We start from the raw sequence: 23,653 nt of genomic DNA on the forward strand, positions 1-23,653 counted from the left end.
GGGCGTCTGCCGAACGCCCCGTGACCACGTCGCCTGCCAGGCGGCGAGAAACGTAGACTTGTCGCCATCATGAGCATCCTGGAACAGCACAGCGTCATCGCGCCCTCCGAGGCGGCAGTCCGTCCCGACGGCCGAGCGCGAACCTACGAGGTGCGCACGTTCGGCTGCCAGATGAACGTCCACGACTCCGAGCGCCTCAGCGGCTCCCTCGAAGCGGCGGGTTACATCCCCGCCAACGGTGAAGAGGCCGACATCGTCGTCATCAACACCTGCGCGGTGCGCGAGAACGCCGACAACAAGCTCTACGGCAACCTCGGCCACCTCGCCGGCGTGAAGCGGCGGCACGAAGGCATGCAGATCGCCGTGGGCGGGTGCCTCGCCCAGAAGGACAAGAACGTCATCCTCGAGAAGGCGCCGTGGGTCGACGTCGTCTTCGGCACTCACAACATGGGATCGCTTCCGAGCCTTCTCGAGCGCGCCCGGCACAACGACGCCGCCGAGATCGAGATCCTCGAATCGCTCGAGACCTTCCCGTCGACGCTTCCGACCAAGCGCGACTCGTCGTACTCCGGCTGGGTCTCCATCTCGGTCGGCTGCAACAACACGTGCACGTTCTGCATCGTCCCGTCGCTCCGCGGAAAGGAGAAGGACCGCCGCCCGGGCGACATCCTCGCCGAGATCCAGGCCCTCGTCGACGACGGGGCCATCGAGGTCACGCTGCTCGGACAGAACGTCAACTCCTACGGCGTGGAGTTCGGAGACCGTCAGGCATTCAGCAAGCTCCTGCGCGCCGCCGGCCAGATCGATGGCCTCGAGCGCATCCGGTTCACCAGCCCGCACCCCGCAGCGTTCACCGACGACGTGATCGACGCGATGGCCGAGACGCCCAACGTCATGCCGCAGCTCCACATGCCGCTGCAGTCCGGGTCCGACCGGATCCTCCGCTCCATGCGCCGTTCGTACCGCTCTGAGAAGTTCCTCGGCATCCTCGACCGCGTGCGGGCGAAGCTGCCGGATGCGGCGATCAGCACCGACATCATCGTCGGCTTCCCCGGTGAGACCGAGGAGGACTTCCAGGAGACGCTCCGCGTCGTCGAAGCAGCCCGCTTCGCGTCGGCCTTCACCTTCCAGTACTCCATCCGCCCCGGCACGCCCGCGGCGACCATGGGGGACCAGGTGCCCAAGGAGATCGTCCAGGAGCGCTACGACCGGCTCACGGCGCTGCAGGAGCGCATCTCCCTGGAGGAGAACCAGAAGCTCATCGGCCGCGAGGTCGAACTCCTCGTCGCCAACGGCGAGGGCCGGAAGGACGCCGACACGCGCCGGCTCAGCGGCCGCGCCCAAGACAGCCGCCTCGTGCACTTCGAGCTGCCCGCAGGCTCCGAGACGCCGCGTCCCGGAGACGTCGTCACCGTCCGCGTCACCCAGGCCGCGCCGCACCACCTCATCGCCGACTCGGCGGACGGCGCGCCCCTGCGCATCCGCCGCACCCGGGCGGGCGACGCCTGGGACCGTGCAGAGGCCGAGTCCTGCGCCGTGCCCACCCACGGCGGCACGGCGGCGGGCGCCGCGGCGGGCCGGGTCTCCCTCGGACTCCCGACGCTCCGCACCCGCGAGCCGCTCACGTCGCCGGGCGTCGGCACGATGCCGATCTACGACCCGACGGACGGACAGCGCTGAGCGCGGCGCCCGTCCCTCCGCTCGTCGCCATCGTCGGCGCGACCGGCACCGGCAAGACAGACCTCTCGCTGGCGCTGGCCGAGACGATGCGCGTCCGAGGATGGGCCGCCGAGGTCGTCAACGCCGACGCGATGCAGCTCTACCGCGGCATGGACATCGGCACGGCGAAGCTCCCGGCTGCAGAGTGGCGCGGCATCCCGCACCACCTCTTCGACGTGCTCGACGTAACCGACGAGGCCACCGTCGCCCGCTACCAGCCGGAAGCGCGGGCGCGCATCCAGGAGATCGCCGACCGTGGCGCCGTCCCCATCCTGGTCGGCGGCTCAGGACTGTACGTGTCGAGCGTGCTGTTCGACCTGCGGTTCCCGGGCACCGACCCCGAGGTTCGGGCACGCCTCGAAGCGGAACTCGCCGAGCACGGGCCGGGGATGCTCTTCCAGCGCCTGGCCGAACGCGACCCGGAAGCCGCCCGGCGGATCGGATCGCAGAACGGCCGCCGCATCGTCCGCGCCCTCGAGGTCGCCGAGCTGACCGGCACCTCCGTCACCGGCGCGCTGCCCGACGAACCGTCCCTCTGGCACGAACCGACCCTCATCATCGGGCTCGCCGCCCCGCGCGACGAACTCGTCGCCCGGCTCGACGCCCGCGTCGACCGGATGTGGGCGGAGGGGCTGCTCGCCGAGGTGACGGCACTGATCCCTGAGGGCATCGACCGCGGTGTCACCGCCCGCCGTGCGATCGGCTACGCCCAAGCCCTCGCCGAGCTGCGCGGCGAGCTCTCCCGCGAGGACGCGATCGCCCAGACCCAGCAGCTGACCCGTCGCTACGCCCGCCGGCAGGTCAGCTGGTTCAAGCGCTACCCGGGCATCCACTGGCTCGACTACGACGCCCCGGACCTGGTGGATGCGGCCATCGCGCTGGTGGATTCGGCGGAGGCAGTCGAGCGCGGCGCACCCGCGGCGGGTCGCTAGGCTGGAACGCATGGCGACCATCCACTTCACCAAGGGTCAGGGCACGGGCAACGACTTCGTGCTCTACTCCGACCCGGAGGGGCGCCTGCCGCTCACCGCCGCCCAGATCGCCGAGATCTGCGACCGCCACTTCGGCGTCGGTGCCGACGGTGTCATCCGTGCGGTCCGCTCCGCGCACCTCTCCGAGGGCGAGACAGCCCTCGCCGAGGACGACGCGGCCACCTGGTTCATGGACTACTACAACGCCGACGGGTCGCCTGCCGAGATGTGCGGCAACGGCATCCGCGTCTACGTCCGCTACCTCCTCGAGACCGGCCTCGCCGAGCTCCCCGAGGGCGGGACGATCGCCATCGGCACGCGCTCCGGCGTGCGTGACGTGCAGCGCAGCACCAACGGCTTCCAGGTCGACCTGGGCCGCTGGCGGCTCGACGGCGGTGAGCCGCTCGTCCGCGCCAAGGAGCTCGCCGTCGCCCGGCCCGGGCTGGGCATCGACATGGGCAACCCGCACGTCGTCGTCGCCGTCGCCGACGACTCCGAGCTCGACGCGGCCGACCTCTCCTACATCCCGCACATCGAGCCGGCCCCCGAGCACGGAGCGAACGTCGAGTTCGTGGTGCCGCACGAGCCGCTCGTCGTCGACGGCGTCGGCCGCATCCGGATGCGCGTGCACGAGCGCGGGAGCGGCGAGACGCTCTCCTGCGGCACGGGTGCTGCGGCCGCCGCGCTCGCGGTCCGCTACTGGGCGGGCGAGGGCGCCCCGAACCAGTGGCGCGTGGAGGTGCCCGGCGGCACCGTCGGCGTCCGCATGTTCGCGACGGAGGACGGCGAGCACGTCGGCCTCTCCGGCCCCGCCGCCCTAGTCTTCACCGGCACCCTAGACCTCGCCTAACCGAACCCCCTTCACCCACCGTCGAGTCCGCACAAATTGCACGCGCCGCGACGCGACGGCGTCAAGTTTGTGCGTACTCGACGGGGGAGGGGAAGCGCGAGGGCGTGGTCAGGCGTCGGCGTGGGAGCGGGCTCGGAGGACGCGGTAGCCCTTCGAGGTCGCGGCTCGCGTGGTGGTCAGCTCGGGGAAGGTCGCCTGGATCCATCGCTGGAGGGAATCGCTGCCGAGGTTGCGCTGCACGACGAGCCAGGCGTCCGACCCGGGCTCGAGCCGGGGCAGCCAGCGCTCCAGGATGTTGTGCAGCTCGTTCTTGCCGACGCGGATCGGTGGATTCGACCAGATCGTCGTAAATCGCACGTCATCGGGAACATTATCCGGCGTCACCGGGTTTACATTGGTGAGACCGAGCTTCTGCGCATTCCTGCGCACCAAGTCCAACGCTCGGGTGTTGACGTCGACGGCCCAGACCGTCGCATGAGGGGATTCGAGAGCAAGTGTGAGAGCCAGTGGCCCCCAGCCGCAGCCGAGGTCGAGGAACTGACCTCCGGGCGGCGCTGCGGGGACATGGTCCAGCAGCACTCGCGTACCCATGTCGATGCGCTCGGGGCTGAAGATCCCGTTCGCCGTCACCAGTTCATATGTCTGGCCGGCGAGCTGAACGGTGAACGGCCGCAGGTTCATCTCGCTCTCGGGCGCCGGGGAAAAGTAGTGATCTCCGCTGGCCATAAGCAGACCGTACAGGACACGAACAAACTAGGGTTAACCCGGATCGGGGAACTGAATGACTGATAAGACCGACATCCGCGACCACGACGCAGACGACGTGGTCGCGCGCGTGCTCGCCACGCAGGACAACCGTGCCACGGTGACGCTGTTCGGCTCGGATGCGTCCGCACGGGCGCAGGCCCTGCAGGCGGACGCCGTCGAGGGCGGACTGCACGACGGCGAGCAGCTCGACCGCGAGGAGCGCGCGGCGCTTCGACGTGTGTCCGGGCTCTCCACCGAGCTCCAGGACGTCACCGAGGTCGAGTACCGGCAGCTGCGACTGGAGAACGTCGTGCTGATCGGCGTGTACTCGCAGGGCTCCCTGCAGGACGCCGAGAACTCGATGCGCGAGCTCGCCGCCTTGGCGGAGACCGCAGGAGCGGCCGTGCTCGATGGGCTGCTGCAGCGGCGACCGCATCCCGACCCCAGCACCTACCTCGGCCGCGGCAAGGCCGAGGAGTTGGCCGGGATCGTGGCGGCCCTCGGAGCCGACACCGTCATCGCCGACACCGAGCTCGCACCGAGCCAGCGCCGTGCGCTGGAGGACGTGGTGAAGGTGAAGGTGATCGACCGCACCGCGGTGATCCTCGACATCTTCAGCCAGCACGCCAAGAGCCGCGAGGGCAAGGCGCAGGTCGAGCTCGCGCAGCTCGAGTACCTGCTCCCGCGCCTCCGTGGCTGGGGTGAGTCGATGTCCCGGCAGGCCGGTGGCCAGGTGGGTGGAGCGGGCGCCGGCATGGGCTCGCGCGGACCGGGTGAGACGAAGATCGAGTTGGATCGTCGCCGCATCCACACGCGCATGGCCCGGCTGCGCAAGCAGATCGCCGGCTTCAAACCCGCCCGCGAGGCGAAGCGCGCGAACCGCAACCGCAACTCGGTGCCGTCGGTGGCGATCGCCGGCTACACCAACGCGGGCAAGTCGAGCCTGCTGAACCGCGTGACCAAGGCCGGCGTGCTGGTCGAGAACGCGCTGTTCGCGACGCTGGATGCGACGGTCCGCCGCTCGGTGACCGCCGACGGCCGGCTGTACACGCTCGCCGACACCGTCGGCTTCGTGCGCAACCTGCCGCACCAGCTGGTGGAGGCGTTCCGGTCGACGCTGGAGGAGGTCGCCGATTCCGACGTCATCCTGCACGTGGTCGACGGCTCGCACCCGGACCCGGCCTCGCAGCTGGCGACGGTGCGCGATGTGATCGGCGAGGTGGGCGCCCGCGACATTCCGGAGATCGTGGTCTTCAACAAGGCCGACCTGATCTCGGCGGACGACCGGCTCATCCTGCGCGGACTGGAGCCGGGCGCGATCTTCGCGTCGGCACGGACCGGCGAGGGGATCGACGAGGTGCTGGCCGCCATCGCGCGGCTGCTGCCGGATCCCTCCCTCGAGGTGGAGCTGGTGGTGCCGTACGACCGCGGCGACCTCATCTCGGCGCTGCACGAGCGGGGCCGGGTGATCTCGACCGAGTACGTGGAGGAGGGCACCCGCGTGACCGCGCGGATCATGCCCGAGTACCATGCGGCGTTCGAGCCGTTCGAGGTGGCCGCGACCTCGTAGCCGCACACCGTATCCCGAAGGCCGGGCGGATCCTCTGTGTCACTGGATGACGCGGGAGGTTCCGCCCGGCCTTCTGCGTTGCTAGATTGCCAGACAACCGAAGCGGGCGACCGCCGACGTGGTGCGACAGCCGAGCCCGGCACCCGCCCGAGTGAATCCCTCCCTGTGCCGAGTGGCCTGTGCCGAGCGCGGGTGGGACGTCCTTGTGCCGCTGTCCGACCATCCGAGGAACCCATGAGCTGTACCGAGGCCCGGTTCTCCTTCGAGCTGTACCCGCCGCGCACCGAACGCGCCGCGGCGGCGCTGCCGGGGACGATCGACCTGCTGGCCGCGACGCGTCCGGATTTCATCTCCGTGACGTACGGCGCCGGCGGCTCTTCGCGGACCGCTTCCCTCGACGTGCTGCGCTACATCATCGAGCACACCGACGTCAGCCCGATGGCCCACCTCACCTGCGTCGGCTCGTCGCACGAGGAGGCGCACCGGCTGATCCGCGACTTCCTCGACGCGGGCGTTCGCCGCTTCCTCGCGGTCCGCGGCGACCCGCCGGAGGGGCTGGCCGAAGGGGACGACGGAATCGGGGACATCCGCACGACCGCGGAGCTGGTGCAGCTCATCCATCGCGTCCAGGCCGAGCGGGTCCCGTACGGCGAGCTGGCCGTTCCCGAGCTGCACGCGCAGGCCGTGCTGGAGCATCGCGAGCATGTGCAGATCGCCGTCGCCGCCTTCCCGAACGGGCATCCGTCGTCGCATTCGGTCTCGCAGGACATCGACGCCCTGCTCGCCAAGCAGGCGGCCGGGGCGAACCTGGGGATCACGCAGCTGTTCTTCCACGCCGAGGACTACTTCCACTTCACCCAGCGCGCGGCCGAGGCGGGCGTGACGTTCCCCATCCTGCCGGGCATCATGCCGGTGACGAGCCCCGCACGCCTGAAGCGGATGCTGGAGCTCAGCGGCGAGGACCTCCCCAGCGACCTCGCGATCGAGCTGGAGGTCGAGCCGACCGACGAGGGTCGCCGCGAGATCGGCATCGCCTGGGCGGCCCGGCTCGGCGAGCGGCTGCTCGCCGGCGGCGCCCCCGGACTCCACCTGTACACGTTCAATCAGCACGAGGCCGTCCTGTCCGTGCTGGACCGCATCGGCGCCCTCCCGGCGGCGAGCGAGACCGCATCCACCACCCCGGCGAACCCGGCCACCGAGAAGGAACCAGCATGACCGACACCACCTCCGCCGCTTCGGGCCGCCCCGCGTTCCCGGCGGGCACCATCATCGGCTACCCACGCATCGGCCGCCGCCGAGAGCTGAAGAAGGCCGTCGAGGCGTTCTGGGCGGGCAGCATCGACGCGGACGAGCTGGAGTCGGCTGCGGCCGACCTGCGCGCCGCCACGCGTGAGCGGCTCGCGACCCTCGGCCTCGGCCGCACCGATGCGTCCATCCCGGAGAGCTTCAGCTTCTACGACCAGGTGCTGGATGCGGCGGTCACCGTCGGCGCCGTGCCCTCGCGGTTCGCGGGGCTCGCCGCGGCCGACGGCTCCGTCGACCTCGCCGGCTACTTCACGATCGCCCGCGGCGAGGGGGAGAACCCGCCGCTGGAGATGACGAAGTGGTTCGACTCCAACTACCACTACCTCGTGCCGGAGATCGGCCCGGAGACGGCGTTCCGGCTGGCCTCGGACCGCATCGTCCGCGAGTTCGAGGAGGCCCGCGCTGCGGGGTTCGTCACGCGTCCGGTCATCGTCGGGCCGGTGACCTTCCTGCTGCTGAGCAAGGCGGCCGACGACGCCCCGGAGGGGTTCCGTCCGCTCTCGCGCCTGAGCGACCTGCTGCCCGTCTACGCGGAGCTGCTTTCGCGCCTGTCCGCCGCAGGCGCCCCGTGGGTGCAGCTCGACGAGCCGGCTCTCGTCAGCGAGAGCATCGACGAGCCGCGGGATGCGGTGCTCGGCGCGGTGCGCGAGGCGTACGACGTGCTCGGCCGCGCGTCCGACCGTCCTGCACTCTTCGTGGCGGCTCCCTACGGGAGCCTCGACGACGCCCTGCCCGTCCTCGCGGCCGGCCCGGTGGAGGCGATCTCCCTCGACCTCGTGCGCGGGTCCATCCCGTCGGGTCTCGACGCGGCGACCGCATCCGCGCTCGCCGGGAAGACACTCGTCGGCGGCGTGATCGACGGGCACAACATCTGGCGCGGCGACCTCGAGGCGGCGTTCGGGAAGCTCACGGAGCTGCTGTCGCTCAGCCCCGACGTGACCGTGTCCACGTCCACCTCGCTGCTGCACGTCCCGCATGACGTGGACGACGAGCCGGACCTCGACGCGCGCTTGACGTCGTGGCTCGCCTTCGCCGACCAGAAGGTCGCCCAGGTCGCCGTGCTCGCGCGCGGGATCGTCGACGGCCACGAGGCGATCCAGGAGGAGCTGACCGCCGCGACCGCTGCGCTCGCCGACCGTGCGTCGGCGCCGGGCGTCCGCGTCCCCGCCGTCCGCGAGCGCGAGGCCGCGCTGACCGAGGACGACTTCCGCCGTGGCGCGTACGCGGACAGGCTGGCGGCGCAGGATGCCGCCCTCAGCCTCCCGTTCCTGCCCACGACGACGATCGGGTCGTTCCCGCAGACGGCCGACATCCGCCGGTCGCGCGCGCAGCTGGCGAAGGGCCTCATCACCGAGGCGGAGTACCTGAGCCGCATGCGCGACGAGATCAAGCGCGTCGTCGACCTCCAGGAGGAGATCGGGATCGACGTGATCGTGCACGGCGAGCCCGAGCGCAACGACATGGTGCAGTACTTCGCCGAGAACCTGGACGGCTTCGCGGTCACGCGCAACGGCTGGGTGCAGTCCTACGGTTCGCGCTGTACGCGCCCGTCGATCCTCTGGGGCGACGTCTCGCGACCCGCACCCATCACGGTCGAGTGGTCGGCGTACACCCAGAGCCTCACCGACAAGCCGGTGAAGGGGATGCTCACCGGGCCCGTGACCATCCTCGCGTGGTCGTTCGTGCGCGACGACCAGCCGCTCGGCGAGACCGCGCGACAGGTCGCGCTCGCGCTCCGAGACGAGATCGCGGACCTGGAGGAGGCGGGCATCCGCGTCGTCCAGGTGGACGAGCCGGCGCTGCGCGAGCTGCTGCCGCTGAAGAAGGCGGCGCAGGGGGAGTACCTCGACTGGTCGGTCGGGTCGTTCCGCCTCGCCACCTCGGGTGTCGCCAACGGCACGCAGATCCACACGCACCTCTGCTACTCGGAGTTCGGCGTCGTCATCGATGCGATCCGGAACCTGGATGCCGACGTCACCAGCATCGAGGCGGCCCGCAGCCGGATGGAGGTCGTCCACGACATCCAGCGTTCCGGCTTCGAGCACGGCATCGGACCGGGCGTGTACGACATCCACTCGCCGCGCGTGCCGTCGGTCGCCGAGGTGACCGAGTTGCTGGAGACGGCGCTGGAGGCGATCCCGGGCCGGCAGCTCTGGGTGAACCCGGATTGCGGCCTCAAGACGCGCGGGTACGACGAGACGGTCGCGTCGCTCCGCAACATCATCGAGGCGACGCGCGGAGTGCGCGAGCGGGCGGCCGTGAACGCCTGACGCCTTCGCCGAGGCGATCCGCGGCCCCGGTACGCTCACGGCGTACCGGGGCCGTCGTGTTTCGGGAGAGCGTGCGTGTGAGGATGGGCGCATGGTGCGCATCCCGGACGAGGAGTTCGAGCGGATGGTCGGCGACATCTTCGATGCGCTGCCGGACGACATGGTGGGGCCGCTGGAGAACGTCGCCATCCTCATCGAGGATCAACCGGACGGCGCCCGGCCGCGGCTGTTCGGGCTGTACAGCGGACGGCCGCTGACCCGGCGTTCGGTGTACGGGTTCGGCGAGCTGCCGGACCGGATCACGCTGTTCCGCAACAACCTGGAGGCGTCGGCCGTCTCGGAGGACGACCTGCGGGCGCGGGTCCGGCTCACCCTGGTGCACGAGATCGGGCACTACTTCGGGCTGTCCGACGACCGGTTGCGGGAACTCGGCTGGGCCTAGCCCTTCCTTCCCGGTGCCACGATTTGGCGCAAATCGCGGTTATGAGGCGGTCATAACCACGATTTGGCGCAAAACGTGGGGTGGGGCGGGCGGGATGCTCAGACCGCGCGGAGGACCGCGACGACCTTGCCGAGCACCTGCGAGTAGTCGCCGAGGATGGGCTCGAAGTTCGAGTTGCGCGGCAGCAACCACGTGTGGCCGTCGCGCTGGCGGAAGACCTTGACGGTCGCCTCCTCGTCGAGCATCGCGGCGACGATGTCACCGTTCTCGGCCGTGTTCTGCGCGCGGACGACGACCCAGTCGCCGTCGCAGATCGCCGCATCGATCATCGACTCGCCGACGACCTTCAGCATGAACAGCTCGCCGTTGCCGACCAGCTGGCGGGGGAGCGGGAAGACCTCGTCCACCTGCTGCTCGGCCGTGATCGGGATTCCGGCCGCGATACGGCCGACGAGCGGGACCATCGCGGCGTCGCCGACCGGCGTCTGGTTCTCGTAGTCCGGGGCGGACTGCGACGACGACGGCAGGTCGATGAGGATCTCGAGGGCGCGCGGACGGTTCGGGTCGCGCCGGAGGTAGCCGCTCAGTTCCAGCTGGTTCAGCTGATGAGTGACGGACGACAGAGAGGAGAGGCCGACGGCGTCACCGATCTCGCGCATGCTCGGCGGATAGCCGCGCTGGCTCACCGATCGCTGGATCACATCGAGGATCGCCAGCTGCTTGTCGCTCAGGTTCTTGCGGCGACGGGTGCCTCCGCGTGCCTGGTTCTCATTCGACACGGGCGTCCTCTCCTGGCGTCGGCGGTCCTGCGGGGATGCTCCCTGCAGGAATGTCGGTGGTTCCTGATCTGATGTCCTCAGACAGTCGAAACTGTATCCGCGTCGGGAAGGGAAGACAAACATGTGTTCGAGTGTGTCGCGAACTTCGTCCCCGAATTCCCGGCCTGAGGGCATCTTGCGGATTCGGACATTCGAAGATACATTCGGAACACAGCTTCGCACCCGCGAGTCTGAGGAGGTCACGACCATGAGCGCAGTACTGATGAGCGAGTCGGTTCCCACCCTTCGTGCGGTCCCGCCGCTGCCGGAGGGAGCACGGGTTCGCCTGCGTCTCACGCGGCGCGGTCGCGCGGTCCTCTCCGCCCTCGTCGCGCTGCCCCTCGTCATCGGAGCCCTCGTGTTCGCACTCAACGGCGGCGGCGCGGTCGCCACCGGTGAGCAGACGCACGTCAGCTTCCAGTACGTCACGGTGGAGTCGGGCGACTCCCTCTGGTCGGTCGCCGAGCGCGTGGCGCCGAACGCCGACCCGCGCGATGTGATCGCCGACATCGTCTCCCTGAACGGCCTCGACTCGGCAGTCGTCTCGCCCGGCCAGCAGCTCGCGGTCCCGGCGAAGTACGCGCACTAGGCGGCGTCCGGACGGTAGGCGCCGTCCGCAACTCGCGGTCGTAAACGGAGGGGATCCGCGGCTCGGAAGCCGGGATCGCCTCCGTTTCCCGTTCCCGGGCTTGCATCTCGTCGGAAGGTCCTCCGTTTCCGTCGCACGGAGGCCGGTGGCGAAAAGGGAGGGGATCGGTCGGCAGGAGGCCGGATTTTGCCGAAACGGAGGTGGATGCGGTCGCAGCACCACCGGATCTCCTCCGTTTCATCGGGCGAGCGATCTCGAGCCCTGCCTGGTGGGGCTCGTCGCGCCGCGTCGCCGGGCGTCATCCGGCGGAAGAGGGGTGACGGCGCTGGCTACGATTGAGGGGTGACTTCTCTTTCCGAGCTGCCCATCCGGGACGACCTGCGCGGTCGGTCCCCGTACGGCGCTCCGCAGCGTCCGGTGCCCGTCGCGCTCAACGTGAACGAGAACACGCATCCCGTCCCGGACGACGTCGCCGCAGACATCGTTGCCCGCGTTGCCGCTGCGGTCAGCGGAGTGAACCGCTACCCCGACCGGGAGTTCACCGAGCTCCGCACGGCTTTCGCCCGCTACCTCGGCCACGGACTGGCACCGGAGAACATCTGGGCGGCGAACGGGTCCAATGAAGTGCTTCAGCACATCCTGCAGGCCTTCGGCGGCCCCGGACGAACGCTGCTCGGGTACGCGCCCACCTACTCGATGTACCCCCTGCTCGCTTCGGGCGCCGGGACCGCGTACGTCGCGGCCGCGCGCGACGCCGACTACGAGCTGACACCGGAGACGGCCGTCGCCGAGCTCCGCCGGCACAACCCGGACATCGTCATCCTCTGCTCGCCGAACAACCCGACCGGCACGCCCCTCGGACTCGACACCATCGAGGCCGTCTACGACGCCACACACGGGATCGTCGTCGTCGACGAGGCCTACGCGGAGTTCATGCCGGAGGGCGAGCCGTCCGCGCTGACCCTGCTCCCCGGCCGTCCGCGCCTGCTGATCTCGCGCACGATGAGCAAGGCGTTCGCCTTCGCCGGGGCGCGCGTCGGCTACCTCGCCGCCGACCCCGCGGTCATCGACGCGCTCCGGCTGGTGCGCCTCCCGTACCACCTGTCCGCCATCACCCAGGCCGCCGCGCTCGGCGCACTCGCGCACGCCGACGAGATGCTCGCGACGGTCGGCGACATCCGCCGCCAGCGCGACCGGCTGGTGACGGAGCTCGCACGCCTCGGCTACACGCCCCACCGCAGCGGCAGCAACTTCGTTCTCTTCGGCGGGGTGGACGACCCGCACGCGACGTTCGAAGCGCTGGCCGACCGCGGCATCCTGATCCGGGATGTCGGCATCCCGCACCACCTGCGGGTCACCGCGGGGACCGAGGCCGAAACGACCGCCTTCCTCGAGGCGCTGGCCGCGCTCGGCCGGCCCGCCGCAGAGGACCCGGGCGCCGACGAGGCCCCCGACAGGGCCCAGAGCGCCCCGGTAGACTCGGACGCATGACGAATCGCGCCGCCACGGTCACGCGGGAGACGAGCGAGTCGAGCATCGAGCTGAGCCTCGATCTCGACGGCACCGGAGCATCCGATATCCAGACGAGCGTCCCCTTCTACGACCACCTGCTGACCGCGTTCGCCAAGCACTCGCTCACCGATCTGCGCATCCGCGCGACCGGCGACACCGACATCGACGTCCACCACACGGTGGAGGACATCGGCATCGTCCTCGGCCAGGCGATCCTGGAGGCGCTCGGCGACAAATCGGGCATCTCCCGCTATGGCGACGCCCTGGTGCCGCTCGACGAAGCATTGGTGCAGGCGGTCGTGGATATCTCCGGTCGCCCGTACCTCGTGCACACCGGCGAGCCCGCCGGCTTCGAGCTGCACCTCATCGGCGGCCACTTCACCGGCTCGATGGTCCGTCACGTCTTCGAGGCGATCACGTTCAACGCCCGCATCACCACGCACATCACCGTGGTCGGCGGTCGCGACCCGCACCACATCGCGGAGGCCGAGTTCAAGGCGTTCGCGCGCGCGTTCCGCCAGGCGAAGGCGCTCGACCCGCTGATCAGCGGCATCCCCTCGACCAAGGGCGCGCTGTGACCGTGGCACGCACACCCGGCGGCGCCCCGCAGGTCGTCGTCTTCGACTACGGGACGGGCAACGTCCACTCGGCCGTCAAGGCGCTCGAGGCCGCGGGCGCGGAGGTCGAGCTGACCGGCGATCGCAAGCGTGCGCTGGAGGCGGACGGCCTGCTGGTGCCCGGCGTCGGCGCGTTCACCGCCGTCGCCGAGGCGCTCAAGGCGTCGCACGGAGACGAGGTCGTCGACCGGCGCCTCGCGGGTGGACGACCCGTCCTGGGCATCTGCGTCGGCATGCAGGTCATGTTCGAGCGCGGCGTCGAGAACGGCGTCGAGACCGAGGGGCTCGGCGAGTGGCCGGGGACGGTCGACCTCATCCGCGCCGACGTCGTGCCGCACATGGGCTGGAACACGGTGCGCGCGCCCGAGGACTCCACGTTGTTCGCGGGGCTGCGGGACGAGCGTTTCTACTTCGTCCACTCGTACGCCGCCCAGGACTGGACGCTGGAGGCGTCCGGCCCGTTCGCGCAGCCGAAGGTGACGTGGGCGGATCACGGCTCGCCGTTCGTCGCCGCGGTCGAGAACGGCCCGCTGAGCGCGACGCAGTTCCACCCGGAGAAGTCCGGCCGCGCCGGCATCCAGCTGCTCCGCAACTGGATCGGCACGCTGTAGCCGCCGTCCGGCCTTCGCCGACTCCGGCCCACCCGTCCGCGCCGCGGACCGACACGAGGAAACACATGACCGACTTCATCAGCACGCCCCGGCTCGTCCTCCTGCCCGCGGTGGATGTGGCCGACGGCAAGGCGGTGCGCCTCACCCAGGGCGAGGCCGGCAGCGAGACCAGCTACGGCGACCCGGTGGATGCCGCGGCCGAGTGGAAGGCGGCGGGCGCCGAGTGGATCCACCTGGTGGACCTCGACGCCGCATTCGGGCGGGGAGACAACCGGTCGCTGCTCAAGAAGGTCATCCGCGAGGTGGACGGCGTGAGCATCGAGCTCTCGGGCGGTATCCGCGACGACGCATCCCTCGAGCACGCCCTCGAAGCGGGCGCGACCCGCGTCAACCTCGGCACGGCCGCGCTGGAGAACCCCGAGTGGGCCGCCAGCGCGATCGGCCGCTACGGCGAGGCGATCGCGGTCGGACTGGATGTGCGCGGCACCACCCTTGCGGCCCGCGGCTGGACCCGCGAGGGCGGCGACCTGTGGGAGGTGCTCGACCGCCTGGAGGACGCGGGCTGCGCCCGCTACGTCGTCACCGACGTGACAAAGGACGGCACGCTGCGCGGCCCGAACCTGGAGCTCCTGCGCCAGGTGCTCGATCGCACCGAGCGCCCGGTCGTCGCCTCCGGAGGCATCTCCAACCTCGACGACATCGCCGCGCTGCGCGAGCTGGTCCCGCTCGGGCTCGAAGGCGCGATCGTCGGGAAGGCGCTGTACGCCGGCGCGTTCACGCTGCCCGAGGCGCTGGATGTCGCGGGACGCTGACGACGCCGGGACGGGCGCCGCTGCGGAGGACGCGGCGGACGCTGACGGGGTGACGCCGACGGGCCGACCCAGCGCTGAGGGCGCCGCGCGGCTGGTCGGGTTCGCCGCGTCCCTCGCCGACTCCGCCGGTCAGCCGTGGCAGGGGCGCGAGTTCGACGACAATCCTTTCGGTGACGACGACGGCTCCGCGCCGCCTGCGCTGCTCGGCGCGCTCGCCGCCTTCCGCGCCGGGGAGACCGGCGCGGAGACCGTCGTGGATGCGCTGCGGGATGTGCGCCTCCTCATCCCGCTGATGGCGGACCTCGGCGACGAGGGCACGAATGACGCGGGGCTGCGCGTCGACAAGACGCAGGAGTTGTCGATCGTGACGGTGGCGGGGCCGGACGGACGCACCGTCCAGCCCGTGTTCTCCTCGGTGACGGCGTTGCAGGCGTGGAACCCGTCGGCGCGTCCCGTGCCGGTGGACAGCCGTCGGGCCGCGCTCGCCGCCGCGGCGGAGGGGACGGAGCTCATCGTCCTCGACCCGACGTCGGAGACCGAGTTCGTGCTGCGGCGGCCGGCCGTGTGGGCGGTCGCGCAGGGCACGGCGTGGGTGCCGAGCGACCGCGACGCGGAGGTGCGGGAGGCGTTCCAGCGGTCCATCGCCTCCGAGCTCGGCGTGCATGACGTCGCCCTGCTGGCGGGCGATCCCGGCAACCGCCTGGCGGGTGAGGAGCTCGTGGTGCGGCTGTCGCTCGCCGCCGGCCTGACGCGCGAGGAGCTGGACGCCATCCTCTCGCGGCTGGCGCAGCGCTGGGCGGCGGACGACGTGATCGCGACGCGCGTCGACTCGCTGCGCGTGCAGCTCGTCGCCTCGGGTGACTGAGGCTGCGGCGATGCGCCGCCGCCGGCCGCTTAGGCTGGAGGCACCATGACCGTCTTCGCCGCCATCGTGCTGTTCCTCAACGCCCTGTTCAACATCTTCGCCTGGCCGCGGTTCTTCACCCGGGTCCGGAAGGATGCGCGGGCTCGGGATGCGGCGGGCCGCGCGACGCCGTTCCTCATCGTCCATGGCGTGCTGCTCGGGGTGGCCCTGCTGCTGGCCGTGCTCTCGGCGGTGGCGGGTGTGCTGCTGCTGGTGGCAGGCTGAGCGCATGGCTCTCAACATCACCGGCGACCCCGAAGCCGACGCGCTGCTCGACCAGTCGCCCTTCGCCCTGCTCACCGGCATGCTGCTCGACCAGCAGATCCCGATGGAGACCGCTTTCGCCGGTCCGGCGAAGCTGCGCGACCGGCTCGGCGCGCTCGATCCGGCGACGGTCGCCGCGCTCGACCCGGACAAGCTCGCGGAGGTCATGAAGCAGACGCCGGCCGTGCACCGCTTCCCCGGGTCGATGGCCGCGCGGGTGCAGGCTCTGGCGGCCGCGATCGTGAGCGACTGGGGCGGCGACACCGCGGCCATCTGGATGCAGGGCGACCCGGACGGCGCCGAAGTGCTGCGCCGGCTCAAGGCGCTGCCGGGCTTCGGCGAGCAGAAGGCGAAGATATTCCTCGCCCTGCTAGGCAAGCAGAAGGGACTGACCGCCGCCGGCTGGCAGCAGGCCGCCGGCGACTACGGCAGTGAGGGCTACCGCTCGGTGGCCGACATCGTCGACGCCGACTCGCTCGCCCGCGTGCGGGAGCACAAGCGGGCGATGAAGGCGGCCGCGAAGGGAAAGTGACCACAGGAAGCGGCTTCGGCGCCCAGCCGGCCGCCCCTGTGGAGAACCCGCTGCTGTCGGTGGTCGCCGGTAGTCTCGCAGAGCGGGTGGCACAACAGCCGCCCCGACGCGAAGGGAGGTCGCCGTGTTCTTGCTCGACGGGATCATCGTCACGAGCGCCAGCGACCTCACCGAGGCGTCCAAGTGCGAGTTCGCTTTCCTGCGCACGCTCGATGTGAAGCTGGGGCGGCTCGAGAAGACCGAAGAGGTCGAAGACCCGATGTACGTGCGCTCCTCGCGCATGGGCGACGAGCACGAGCACCGCATCCTGGAGCGCTACCGTGAGCGGTTCGGGAGCGGCGTGGCCGAAATCGAGCGGCCGGAGCAGCTGACGGCAGAGTCGCTCGCCGACGCGGTCCGTCGCACGTCCGAGGCGTTCGAGCGCGGAGCGGAGGTCGTCTTCCAAGCGACGTTCTTCGACGGTTCGTTCGTCGGGTTCGCCGACTTCGTCGTGCGGCTGCCCGACGGCCGCTATCGGGTGCAGGATTCCAAGCTGGCCCGCAGCGCCCGCGTCACAGCGCTGCTGCAGCTCGCCGCGTACGCGGAGCAGCTGCGGCGGATGGGTGTGGATGTCGACGACACGGTCGAGCTGCTGCTCGGCGACGGCTCGGTGAGCGAGCACTCGCTGAGCGACATCGAGCCGGTGTACCGCAAGCGGCGCGCGCGGCTTCTGACCATCGTCGCGGAGCACGCGGCTGACACCGGGCCGGTCGCCTGGGGCGACCCGCGCTTCACGGTCGACGGGCGGTGCGACACCTGCGACGCGGAGGTGCAGGCGTCGCGCGACGTGCTGCTGGTGGCGGGGATGCGCGTGACCCAGCGGGAGCACCTCCTCGCGGCGGGCATCCCCACCATCGACGCGCTCGCCGCCTCGACCGGCTCGATCGACGGCATCCCCGAAGGCACGCTCGACGGGCTGCGCGAACAGGCGCGGCTGCAGCTGCAGGCGGTGCCGGACGCTCCGCCGCCGGTGCGGGTGTTCAACGCGCCGGTTCTCGCGGTGTTGCCGCATCCCGATCCCGGCGACATCTTCTTCGACTTCGAGGGCGATCCGCTGTACACCGAGGGAGCCGGTGAACGCTGGAACCTCGACTACCTGTTCGGGCTGGTCGACCAGGACGAGCGCTTCACCGCGTTCTGGGCGCACGACTTCGCGGCGGAGCGCGTGGCGCTGGAGGCGTTCCTGGCGTTCGTCCGCGACCGCCGTGCCCAGTTCCCGGGAATGCACATCTACCACTACGCGGCGTACGAGCAGACGCACCTGCTCGCCCTCGCCGCCCGCCACGGCGTCGGCGAAGAGGAGGTCGACGGCCTGCTGCGCGACAACGTGATGGTCGACCTGTATCCGCTGGTGCGGAAGGCCGTCCGCGTCGGGTCGCGCTCGTACTCGATCAAGAAGCTCGAGCCGCTCTACATGGGCGACGAGCTCCGCGAGAGCGACGTGACCACCGGCGCCGACTCGATCACCGAGTACGCCAACGCGCGCGACCTGATCGCGCTCGGCCGCCTGGACGAGGCGCAGCCTCTGCTCGACGACATCGGCGACTACAACCGGTACGACTGCGTCTCCACGCTGCGCCTGCGCGACTGGTTGATCGCCCGCGCGACGGAGAACGGCATCCCGATCGGCGCGGCGCCGATGGAGGAGACGGAGGCCGCACCCGAGGCGTCGCCCCTGCGCGCCGGACTGCTGGCGTTCGCCGGCGATCCGCTCGACCCGCATCGCGATGCCGACCGCCGGGCGATGGCGCTCGCCGCCGCGGCGATCGACTTCCACCGGCGGGAGCAGAAGAGCTTCTGGCAGTCGCACTTCGCGCGGTTGATCCAGCCGATCGAAGAGTGGGGCGAGACGCGCGATGTGCTCGTCGTCGAGAGCGCGACGGTGTTGCGCGACTGGTATCTCGATGAGGGCCAGCGCGTCGAGCGGCGCGAGCTGCTGCTCACGGGCGCCTGGGGTGCGGGCAGCGCCATCCGCGTGAGCGAGCGCACCGGACCGTACCTGCTCTACGAGTACCCCGGACCCTTCCGTCAGCCGCGTGCGCAGCCCGGTGCGCGCGCCGCCCGCACGGTCGCGGTGATCGACGCGCTGGAAGACGGCTCCATCGTCGTCCGCGAGACGCTGCCGCCCGAGGTCGCCCCCTACCGCGATCTGCCGAGCGCCCTCACTCCGGCCGCTCCACCGGATTCGCGGCGGCTCGGGGAGGCGATCCGCGAGTGGGGGACCGCGCTGCTGATCGCCCGGCACCATGAGACCTGGCCGGTGGATGCGACGATCGACCTGCTGCGGCGCACGCCGCCTCGAACCCGGTCTGGTGCCCTGGTGCCTGACCCGACGAGCAGTGGAGAGGACGGGGCGAGCGACGGCACGGGACGGATCGACGCGGTCGTCGCGAGCCTGCTCGATCTGGACCGGTCGTATCTCGCGGTCCAGGGGCCTCCCGGTACGGGGAAGTCGTATCTGGGCGCGCACGTCATCGCGCGGCTGGTGGCCGAGCAGGGCTGGAAGGTCGGCGTCGTCGCGCAATCGCACGCGGTCGTCGAGAACCTGCTCGACCGGGTGGTAGCCGCAGGCCTCGACCCCGAACAGGTCGGCAAGGTTCCGAGCGGGGGCCAGAAGCCGGATCAGGCGGAGGCCGTGGATGACGCGGCGGGGGAGTCGGCCGTCCGCTTCACACCGCTGTCCGCCAACGGCCATCTGGAGTTCGCCGGCATCAACGAGGAGCGCGGGTTCGTGCTGGGCGGCACCGCGTGGGACTTCGCGAACGCCGGCCGCGTCCCGCGGGGCAGCCTGGATCTGCTGGTGGTGGACGAGGCCGGGCAGTTCTCGCTGGCATCCACCATCGCTGTGGGCGTCGCGGCGAAGAACCTCCTGCTGCTCGGCGATCCACAGCAGCTGCCGCAGGTGAGCCAGGGGCGGCATCCCGAACCGGTCGACGGCTCCGCGCTCGGTTGGGTGAGCGATGGCCACGACGTGCTGCCGCCCGAGTACGGGTACTTCCTCGCGGAGACGCGTCGCATGCATCCCGCGCTCGCAGCCGCGGTGTCGAGGCTCTCGTATGAGGGCAAGCTGCGCGCCCATGAGGGCGCGTCGGAACGCGAGCTCGGCGGGGTAATGCCCGGGGTTCATCCCGTGCCGGTGCTGCACGTCGGCAACTCGACCGCGTCCCCCGAGGAGGCCGAGACCGTCGTCGCCCTCGTCGACGACCTGCTGGGCCGGTCGTGGAGCGACCCGGGCGCCGGGCGCGACGATGTTCCGCTCGCGGAGGACGACATCATCGTCGTGACGCCGTACAACGCCCAGCTCGCCGAGGTGCGCGCGATGCTTGATGCCGCCGGCCACCGCGGGGTGCGGGTGGGCACCGTCGACAAGTTCCAGGGTCAGGAGGCTGCCGTCGCCATCGTCAGCCTCGCCGCGTCGTCCGCGGTCGACGTGCCGCGCGGGGTGTCCTTCCTGCTCATGAAGAACAGGCTCAACGTCGCCATCTCGCGGGCGAAATGGGCGGCGTACCTCGTTCACTCGCCGGAGCTCACGGAGTTCCTCCCGACGACGCCGGCCGGGGTGGGGGAGCTCAGCGCGTTCATCCGGCTGGTGGAAGGAGCAGAGCGCACGGCCGCGCTGCCGGTCGGCTGAAGCGCACGCCCGCGACAGCGGCTCTGCCGCCGCGAGACGCGTCCTGTTACGCTCATCCCGTGTCACCGGAGGAGCTGCAGACGCTCGCGCACCTGCGCCGGGCCAGGGACCTCATCGACCGCGACTACGCGAAGCCGCTCGACGTCCCGACCATGGCCGCGCGCGCCTACATGTCGCCCGCACACTTCTCCCGCCAGTTCCGGGCCGCGTACGGCGAGACGCCCTACAGCTACCTGATGACCCGGCGGATCGAGCGGGCGATGGCCCTGCTGCGCACCGGGATGTCGGTCACCGACGCCTGCATGGCGGTCGGCTGTACGTCGCTCGGGTCGTTCAGCTCGAAGTTCTCGGAGATCGTCGGGATGACACCGACCGACTACCGTGCCCGCGAGCACGAGGCGGTGCGAGCGATGCCGGACTGCATCGCCAAGCAGCGTACCCGGCCCGTCCGGGCGCGGACCTGAATCCGTCCACAGGCCGCCCGCGCGGGCAGTTATCCACCTGAGCAGTTTTGGAGAAGCGCGGCCGATCCGGCGTTCCTAGAGTCGACTCATGACCGTTTCACTCCAGTACTCGCAGATCACCGTCCTCGACCCGGAGGAGTCGCTCGCGTTCTACCGCGACGCCCTCGGCCTCGACGTCATCCAGGACGTCACCTCCGGCGACCACCGCTGGGTCACCCTCGGGGTGGCCGGCGACGACGGCGCGGCCGTCGTGCTCAGCGACCCGCACGCGGGCCGCTCCCAGGCCGACGGCGACGCGCTCGCGCAGCTCGTCGTCAAGGGCTCCCTGAGCCCGATCGTCTTCCGCACCGACGACCTGGACACCGCTTTCGAGCGGGTGCGCGCCTCCGGCGCCGAGGTGCTCCAGGAGCCGATCGACCAGCCGTGGGGTCCCCGCGACTGCGCCTTCCGCGACCCGTCCGGCAACATGGTGCGCATCCTCCAGTCGACGCCCGCGACGCAGAACGCCTGAGCCGCAGGCCGGCGTGCGCGGCCGTTCGCCGCGCATGCCGGTCGCCTGCGCCGGCCGCGCACAGGCCACCCGCGTCAGTTGTGGGCGACCGACACCGGAACGAACTCCCGGACCGGATGAGCGATCGTCGCGGCGCATGTGCTCAGCAGGGGCTCAGAGAGTCGCTCGCCCACCTCCACGGTGAGGCGGTCGCGACCGTGGGCGAGCTCCACCGTCCAGCCATGGGGATGTGGATGCTCCGCCAGCGGCCGGAACGCACCGATGCGGTCGTCTCCGGTGTCGGCGCGGGCGAACGCCTCCGCCGCCTGGGCGACGGTGCTGCGGCTGGTGCGTCCGCGCAGCAGCTCCGGCACCACGCGGCCCTCCGCGTGACGCTCCACGATGCGCGACGCGTCCTCGGCGCCGACCCGGCCGTAGAGGAGGCCCTCGGGAAACACGATCATCGTCGCGGCGAACCGGTCGCCGCCCAGATGGGAGCACTCCCACGTCAGCTCGGGATGCTCGGCGGCCAGGGCCTCCACCACAGGGCGTCCGCGCACGGCGCAGCACTGGTCGTGGCGGGCGTGCGCGCACACCGCGTAGATCGGCGCCTCGCTCGGCTCGCCGGAGCTCCCGTCGAGCGGGAGAGTCAGGAGTTCGGCCGGGTCGTCGACCTGCCCCCAGTTGATGCTCTCGCGGCCGGGACGCGAGTCCACCAGCGCCCAGCGCCACGAGGTCTGGTCGCGGCGGAGAGGCGCGCGCAGCCGCGTGCGCCGGATCGCCAGGGGACGGATGCCCGCCTCCTCGGCTCGCGCGACGATCCGGGCGCCGAGCGCAGGATCGAGCGCCGAGTCGAAGAACGCGTGGCGACCCCATCCGCTCTCGATCTCCACCAGCAGCCAGCGCTCACCGAAGCCGGCCGTCCCGGCCAGCGGGTCGTGCCGCTCCAGGGCGCGATCGCTGCAGGGCAGCCACCCGGGGGTGCCATGCCCGGCGGATGCGCGCGCCGGTCCGGCGAGATCCGGCGGAAGGCCGGTCACGTCGCCGTCGCGGTCCCGAAGTCGGCGGTCGCGCTCCGCTCGCCGTCGCTCGAGACACCCGCTTCGTCGGCGGGGTCCACGTCCGGGAAGGCGGCGTCAGCCGGGTCGGACACCGGAATGACGATCCCCTCACGCAGCAGCCTCCGCGCCACGACGACCGCCGAGGGCTCGTCGAGCGGCAGTTCGCCCACGGCGACCGGTGACCCGTCCAGCAGACGCTCGACCGCTGCTCGCGCGGCGATGGGCAGTGCGACCGTCTTGGTCGGGAGCCGCACGGTGACCGTCTCCACCTCCACCGTGACGTCGACGCCGAGACCGGGCCGCGCCGCAACCACGCTGTCGACCGACAGCTCGTCGGCGACGGCGATCGTCGCCAGCGGCCGGACGGGCGCGGGCGGGGTGTCCGACCGCTGGCGGCGCCGCAGGCGGTCCGTCACTGCGGCGGCGACCGCGGACCGGGCGGACGGGTCGCTGAGTGCCTCGATCAGCGCATCCACCGTCTCCTCGACGATGGGTGCGATCGCCGCGGGGTCCGACAGGTCGAAGCCGAGCGGAAGAGAGCTGCGCAGCGCGGCGGCGTCCGCCGCTCGGGCCACAGCCTCGCGCACCACGTCGTGTCGGGTGTACGCGGCGACGCCGATGGTCAGGTGCACCGAGACGCCACCGAGCGCCTCGGCCGAGTGGATCCACCCGCGCGGGAGGTAGAGAACGTCGCCGGGGCGGAACGTCTCGTCGATCGCCGGCGCCTCCTGCGCACGGGCGGCGACGGCGTCGCGGTGGTCGCTCCAGGGCTGGTCGCGCAGCGGGTCCACATGCACCGGCTCGTGGATGCGCCAGTGCTTCTCCCCGGCGATCTGCAGCACGAACACGTCGTGCACGTCGTAATGCGGATCGAAGCCGCGGGAGGACGCGGGCGTGATGTACGCGTTCACCTGGGCGGGATGCCCGAGCTCGGTGGCGAGCTGTCGCGCGAACTCCTGGATGGGCGGCCAGGTGCGGTGCAGCCCCTGGAGCACGAGGGTCGCGCCGTTCGCGAACTCGGCCAGCACCTTCGCGGAGTCGAGTTGGTCGCCCACCTCCGCACCGAAGCCGCCGGGGCCGGTGAACCGCGACGGCGGGAGGACGGAGCCCTCCTTCGCCATGCGGACGAACGGCGTGCGGATCGCCCGGGACGAGACCAGCTCATCCACGGCGTCGACGCTGAAGAGGTCGGAGAAGTCCTCCGGTAGCGCGGCCGCGCGGGTGAACAGCGGCTTCCGGCCCCAGTGATGGGTCGCGAACTCCTCGCGGCCGATCGGCACGCAACGCGAAAGCGCGGGCCGGTCGCCCGGCCCGCGCTCGTGGGTCGTCATCAAGCGGACCCGTCGGCTCCGCCGTCGTGGCCGCCGGGGTTCGCTCCGCCGTCGGCCGGGCCTTCGCCTGCGGCCGAGCCGTCGGCTCCGCCGTCGTGGCCGCC

22 protein-coding genes are annotated in these 23,653 nt (G+C 71.3%); 18 read left to right on the forward strand and 4 right to left on the reverse strand.

Annotation, left to right across the window (positions count from 1 at the left end):
- Positions 1-69 precede the first annotated feature (69 nt).
- Genes miaB through dapF form a run of 3 tightly spaced genes read left to right on the forward strand, consistent with a single transcriptional unit; the run spans position 70 to position 3,540 of the window.
- Entirely contained in the window at positions 70-1,680 is a 1,611-nt protein-coding gene (gene miaB / locus ABIC47_RS18895) for a tRNA (N6-isopentenyl adenosine(37)-C2)-methylthiotransferase MiaB (protein WP_354483018.1), read from the forward strand.
- Positions 1,677-2,651 (forward strand): tRNA (adenosine(37)-N6)-dimethylallyltransferase MiaA, encoded by a 975-nt coding sequence (miaA, locus tag ABIC47_RS18900; RefSeq protein WP_354483062.1) that lies wholly within the window; start codon positions 1,677-1,679, stop codon positions 2,649-2,651. Before miaB ends, miaA begins: the two co-directional genes overlap by 4 nt.
- Positions 2,652-2,661: 10 nt before the next feature.
- Positions 2,662-3,540, forward strand: a complete 879-nt coding sequence (dapF, locus tag ABIC47_RS18905; RefSeq protein WP_354483021.1) for a diaminopimelate epimerase — start codon at positions 2,662-2,664, stop codon at positions 3,538-3,540.
- Between the two features lie 108 nt (positions 3,541-3,648).
- Here the strand turns inward: dapF and ABIC47_RS18910 are convergent, their stop codons facing one another.
- Complete coding sequence (locus ABIC47_RS18910) at positions 3,649-4,221, reverse strand: class I SAM-dependent methyltransferase (RefSeq protein ID WP_020077319.1); 573 nt, start codon at positions 4,219-4,221, stop codon at positions 3,649-3,651.
- 100 nt (positions 4,222-4,321) lie between these two features.
- On the opposite strand from ABIC47_RS18910, the gene hflX reads away from it, so the two are divergent.
- From hflX to ABIC47_RS18930, 4 genes are all read left to right on the forward strand, one after another.
- Positions 4,322-5,857 carry a GTPase HflX gene (gene hflX, locus ABIC47_RS18915; RefSeq protein ID WP_089876399.1) on the forward strand — a complete coding sequence of 512 codons (1,536 nt, stop codon included), beginning with the start codon at positions 4,322-4,324 and terminating at the stop codon, positions 5,855-5,857.
- A gap of 234 nt (positions 5,858-6,091) precedes the next feature.
- The gene (locus ABIC47_RS18920; RefSeq protein WP_089876397.1) at positions 6,092-7,072 is read left to right on the forward strand and encodes a methylenetetrahydrofolate reductase; all 981 of its coding nucleotides are present in this window, start codon (positions 6,092-6,094) and stop codon (positions 7,070-7,072) included.
- A complete protein-coding gene (gene metE, locus ABIC47_RS18925) occupies positions 7,069-9,432 on the forward strand; it encodes a 5-methyltetrahydropteroyltriglutamate--homocysteine S-methyltransferase (protein ID WP_354483024.1) in 2,364 nt (787 codons plus the stop codon). Before ABIC47_RS18920 ends, metE begins: the two co-directional genes overlap by 4 nt.
- A 91-nt stretch (positions 9,433-9,523) precedes the next feature.
- The gene (locus ABIC47_RS18930; protein WP_018191444.1) at positions 9,524-9,874 is read left to right on the forward strand and encodes a metallopeptidase family protein; all 351 of its coding nucleotides are present in this window, start codon (positions 9,524-9,526) and stop codon (positions 9,872-9,874) included.
- 98 nt (positions 9,875-9,972) lie between these two features.
- Here the strand turns inward: ABIC47_RS18930 and lexA are convergent, their stop codons facing one another.
- Complete coding sequence (gene lexA, locus ABIC47_RS18935; RefSeq protein ID WP_018191443.1) at positions 9,973-10,653, reverse strand: transcriptional repressor LexA; 681 nt, start codon at positions 10,651-10,653, stop codon at positions 9,973-9,975.
- Between the two features lie 262 nt (positions 10,654-10,915).
- Between lexA and ABIC47_RS18940 the strand changes: the two genes are divergently transcribed.
- From ABIC47_RS18940 to ABIC47_RS18990, 11 genes are all read left to right on the forward strand, one after another.
- Positions 10,916-11,281 carry a LysM peptidoglycan-binding domain-containing protein gene (locus ABIC47_RS18940; protein WP_018191442.1) on the forward strand — a complete coding sequence of 122 codons (366 nt, stop codon included), beginning with the start codon at positions 10,916-10,918 and terminating at the stop codon, positions 11,279-11,281.
- 342 nt (positions 11,282-11,623) lie between these two features.
- On the forward strand, positions 11,624-12,772 hold the full coding sequence (locus tag ABIC47_RS18945) for a histidinol-phosphate transaminase (protein WP_354483027.1): 1,149 nt from the start codon (positions 11,624-11,626) through the stop codon (positions 12,770-12,772).
- On the forward strand, positions 12,769-13,371 hold the full coding sequence (gene hisB / locus ABIC47_RS18950; protein WP_018191440.1) for an imidazoleglycerol-phosphate dehydratase HisB: 603 nt from the start codon (positions 12,769-12,771) through the stop codon (positions 13,369-13,371). Before ABIC47_RS18945 ends, hisB begins: the two co-directional genes overlap by 4 nt.
- On the forward strand, positions 13,368-14,021 hold the full coding sequence (hisH, locus tag ABIC47_RS18955) for an imidazole glycerol phosphate synthase subunit HisH (protein WP_354483030.1): 654 nt from the start codon (positions 13,368-13,370) through the stop codon (positions 14,019-14,021). The genes hisB and hisH overlap by 4 nt, the downstream gene beginning before the upstream one ends.
- Before the next feature lie 65 nt (positions 14,022-14,086).
- Positions 14,087-14,833, forward strand: coding sequence for a bifunctional 1-(5-phosphoribosyl)-5-((5-phosphoribosylamino)methylideneamino)imidazole-4-carboxamide isomerase/phosphoribosylanthranilate isomerase PriA (gene priA / locus ABIC47_RS18960; RefSeq protein ID WP_018191438.1), 747 nt, complete (start codon positions 14,087-14,089; stop codon positions 14,831-14,833).
- Positions 14,817-15,698 carry an SseB family protein gene (locus tag ABIC47_RS18965; RefSeq protein ID WP_354483033.1) on the forward strand — a complete coding sequence of 294 codons (882 nt, stop codon included), beginning with the start codon at positions 14,817-14,819 and terminating at the stop codon, positions 15,696-15,698. The genes priA and ABIC47_RS18965 overlap by 17 nt, the downstream gene beginning before the upstream one ends.
- 45 nt (positions 15,699-15,743) lie before the next feature.
- Positions 15,744-15,962, forward strand: a complete 219-nt coding sequence (locus ABIC47_RS18970) for an SCO4848 family membrane protein (protein ID WP_018191436.1) — start codon at positions 15,744-15,746, stop codon at positions 15,960-15,962.
- Between the two features lie 4 nt (positions 15,963-15,966).
- A complete protein-coding gene (locus ABIC47_RS18975; protein WP_354483037.1) occupies positions 15,967-16,533 on the forward strand; it encodes an HhH-GPD-type base excision DNA repair protein in 567 nt (188 codons plus the stop codon).
- Between the two features lie 124 nt (positions 16,534-16,657).
- Complete coding sequence (locus tag ABIC47_RS18980; protein ID WP_354483039.1) at positions 16,658-20,203, forward strand: TM0106 family RecB-like putative nuclease; 3,546 nt, start codon at positions 16,658-16,660, stop codon at positions 20,201-20,203.
- Between the two features lie 59 nt (positions 20,204-20,262).
- A complete protein-coding gene (locus ABIC47_RS18985) occupies positions 20,263-20,667 on the forward strand; it encodes a helix-turn-helix transcriptional regulator (RefSeq protein ID WP_354483042.1) in 405 nt (134 codons plus the stop codon).
- 88 nt (positions 20,668-20,755) lie between these two features.
- On the forward strand, positions 20,756-21,178 hold the full coding sequence (locus ABIC47_RS18990) for a VOC family protein (protein ID WP_018191432.1): 423 nt from the start codon (positions 20,756-20,758) through the stop codon (positions 21,176-21,178).
- A gap of 74 nt (positions 21,179-21,252) precedes the next feature.
- Here ABIC47_RS18990 and ABIC47_RS18995 read toward each other — a convergent pair whose 3' ends face one another.
- Positions 21,253-22,197, reverse strand: coding sequence for a ferredoxin family protein (locus ABIC47_RS18995; protein WP_354483045.1), 945 nt, complete (start codon positions 22,195-22,197; stop codon positions 21,253-21,255).
- Positions 22,194-23,549 carry a cupin domain-containing protein gene (locus tag ABIC47_RS19000; protein WP_354483048.1) on the reverse strand — a complete coding sequence of 452 codons (1,356 nt, stop codon included), beginning with the start codon at positions 23,547-23,549 and terminating at the stop codon, positions 22,194-22,196. The genes ABIC47_RS18995 and ABIC47_RS19000 overlap by 4 nt, the downstream gene beginning before the upstream one ends.
- Between the last annotated feature and the right edge of the window lie 104 nt (positions 23,550-23,653).

Origin of the sequence: Leifsonia sp. 563 (assembly GCF_040545055.1) — a bacterium.
Lineage (GTDB): Bacteria > Actinomycetota > Actinomycetes > Actinomycetales > Microbacteriaceae > Leifsonia.

What these genes read in the sequence shown, in the direction of transcription:
- miaB (WP_354483018.1), top strand. Translation starts at nt 70, where the DNA reads ATGAGCATCCTGGAACAGCACAGCGTCATCGCGCCCTCCGAGGCGGCA.
- dapF (WP_354483021.1), top strand. Translation starts at nt 2,662, where the DNA reads ATGGCGACCATCCACTTCACCAAGGGTCAGGGCACGGGCAACGACTTC.
- ABIC47_RS18910 (WP_020077319.1), bottom strand. Translation starts at nt 4,221, where the DNA reads ATGAACCTGCGGCCGTTCACCGTTCAGCTCGCCGGCCAGACATATGAA.
- hflX (WP_089876399.1), top strand. Translation starts at nt 4,322, where the DNA reads ATGACTGATAAGACCGACATCCGCGACCACGACGCAGACGACGTGGTC.
- ABIC47_RS18920 (WP_089876397.1), top strand. Translation starts at nt 6,092, where the DNA reads ATGAGCTGTACCGAGGCCCGGTTCTCCTTCGAGCTGTACCCGCCGCGC.
- metE (WP_354483024.1), top strand. Translation starts at nt 7,069, where the DNA reads ATGACCGACACCACCTCCGCCGCTTCGGGCCGCCCCGCGTTCCCGGCG.
- ABIC47_RS18930 (WP_018191444.1), top strand. Translation starts at nt 9,524, where the DNA reads ATGGTGCGCATCCCGGACGAGGAGTTCGAGCGGATGGTCGGCGACATC.
- ABIC47_RS18940 (WP_018191442.1), top strand. Translation starts at nt 10,916, where the DNA reads ATGAGCGAGTCGGTTCCCACCCTTCGTGCGGTCCCGCCGCTGCCGGAG.
- hisB (WP_018191440.1), top strand. Translation starts at nt 12,769, where the DNA reads ATGACGAATCGCGCCGCCACGGTCACGCGGGAGACGAGCGAGTCGAGC.
- priA (WP_018191438.1), top strand. Translation starts at nt 14,087, where the DNA reads ATGACCGACTTCATCAGCACGCCCCGGCTCGTCCTCCTGCCCGCGGTG.
- ABIC47_RS18965 (WP_354483033.1), top strand. Translation starts at nt 14,817, where the DNA reads ATGTCGCGGGACGCTGACGACGCCGGGACGGGCGCCGCTGCGGAGGAC.
- ABIC47_RS18970 (WP_018191436.1), top strand. Translation starts at nt 15,744, where the DNA reads ATGACCGTCTTCGCCGCCATCGTGCTGTTCCTCAACGCCCTGTTCAAC.
- ABIC47_RS18975 (WP_354483037.1), top strand. Translation starts at nt 15,967, where the DNA reads ATGGCTCTCAACATCACCGGCGACCCCGAAGCCGACGCGCTGCTCGAC.
- ABIC47_RS18990 (WP_018191432.1), top strand. Translation starts at nt 20,756, where the DNA reads ATGACCGTTTCACTCCAGTACTCGCAGATCACCGTCCTCGACCCGGAG.
- ABIC47_RS19000 (WP_354483048.1), bottom strand. Translation starts at nt 23,549, where the DNA reads ATGACGACCCACGAGCGCGGGCCGGGCGACCGGCCCGCGCTTTCGCGT.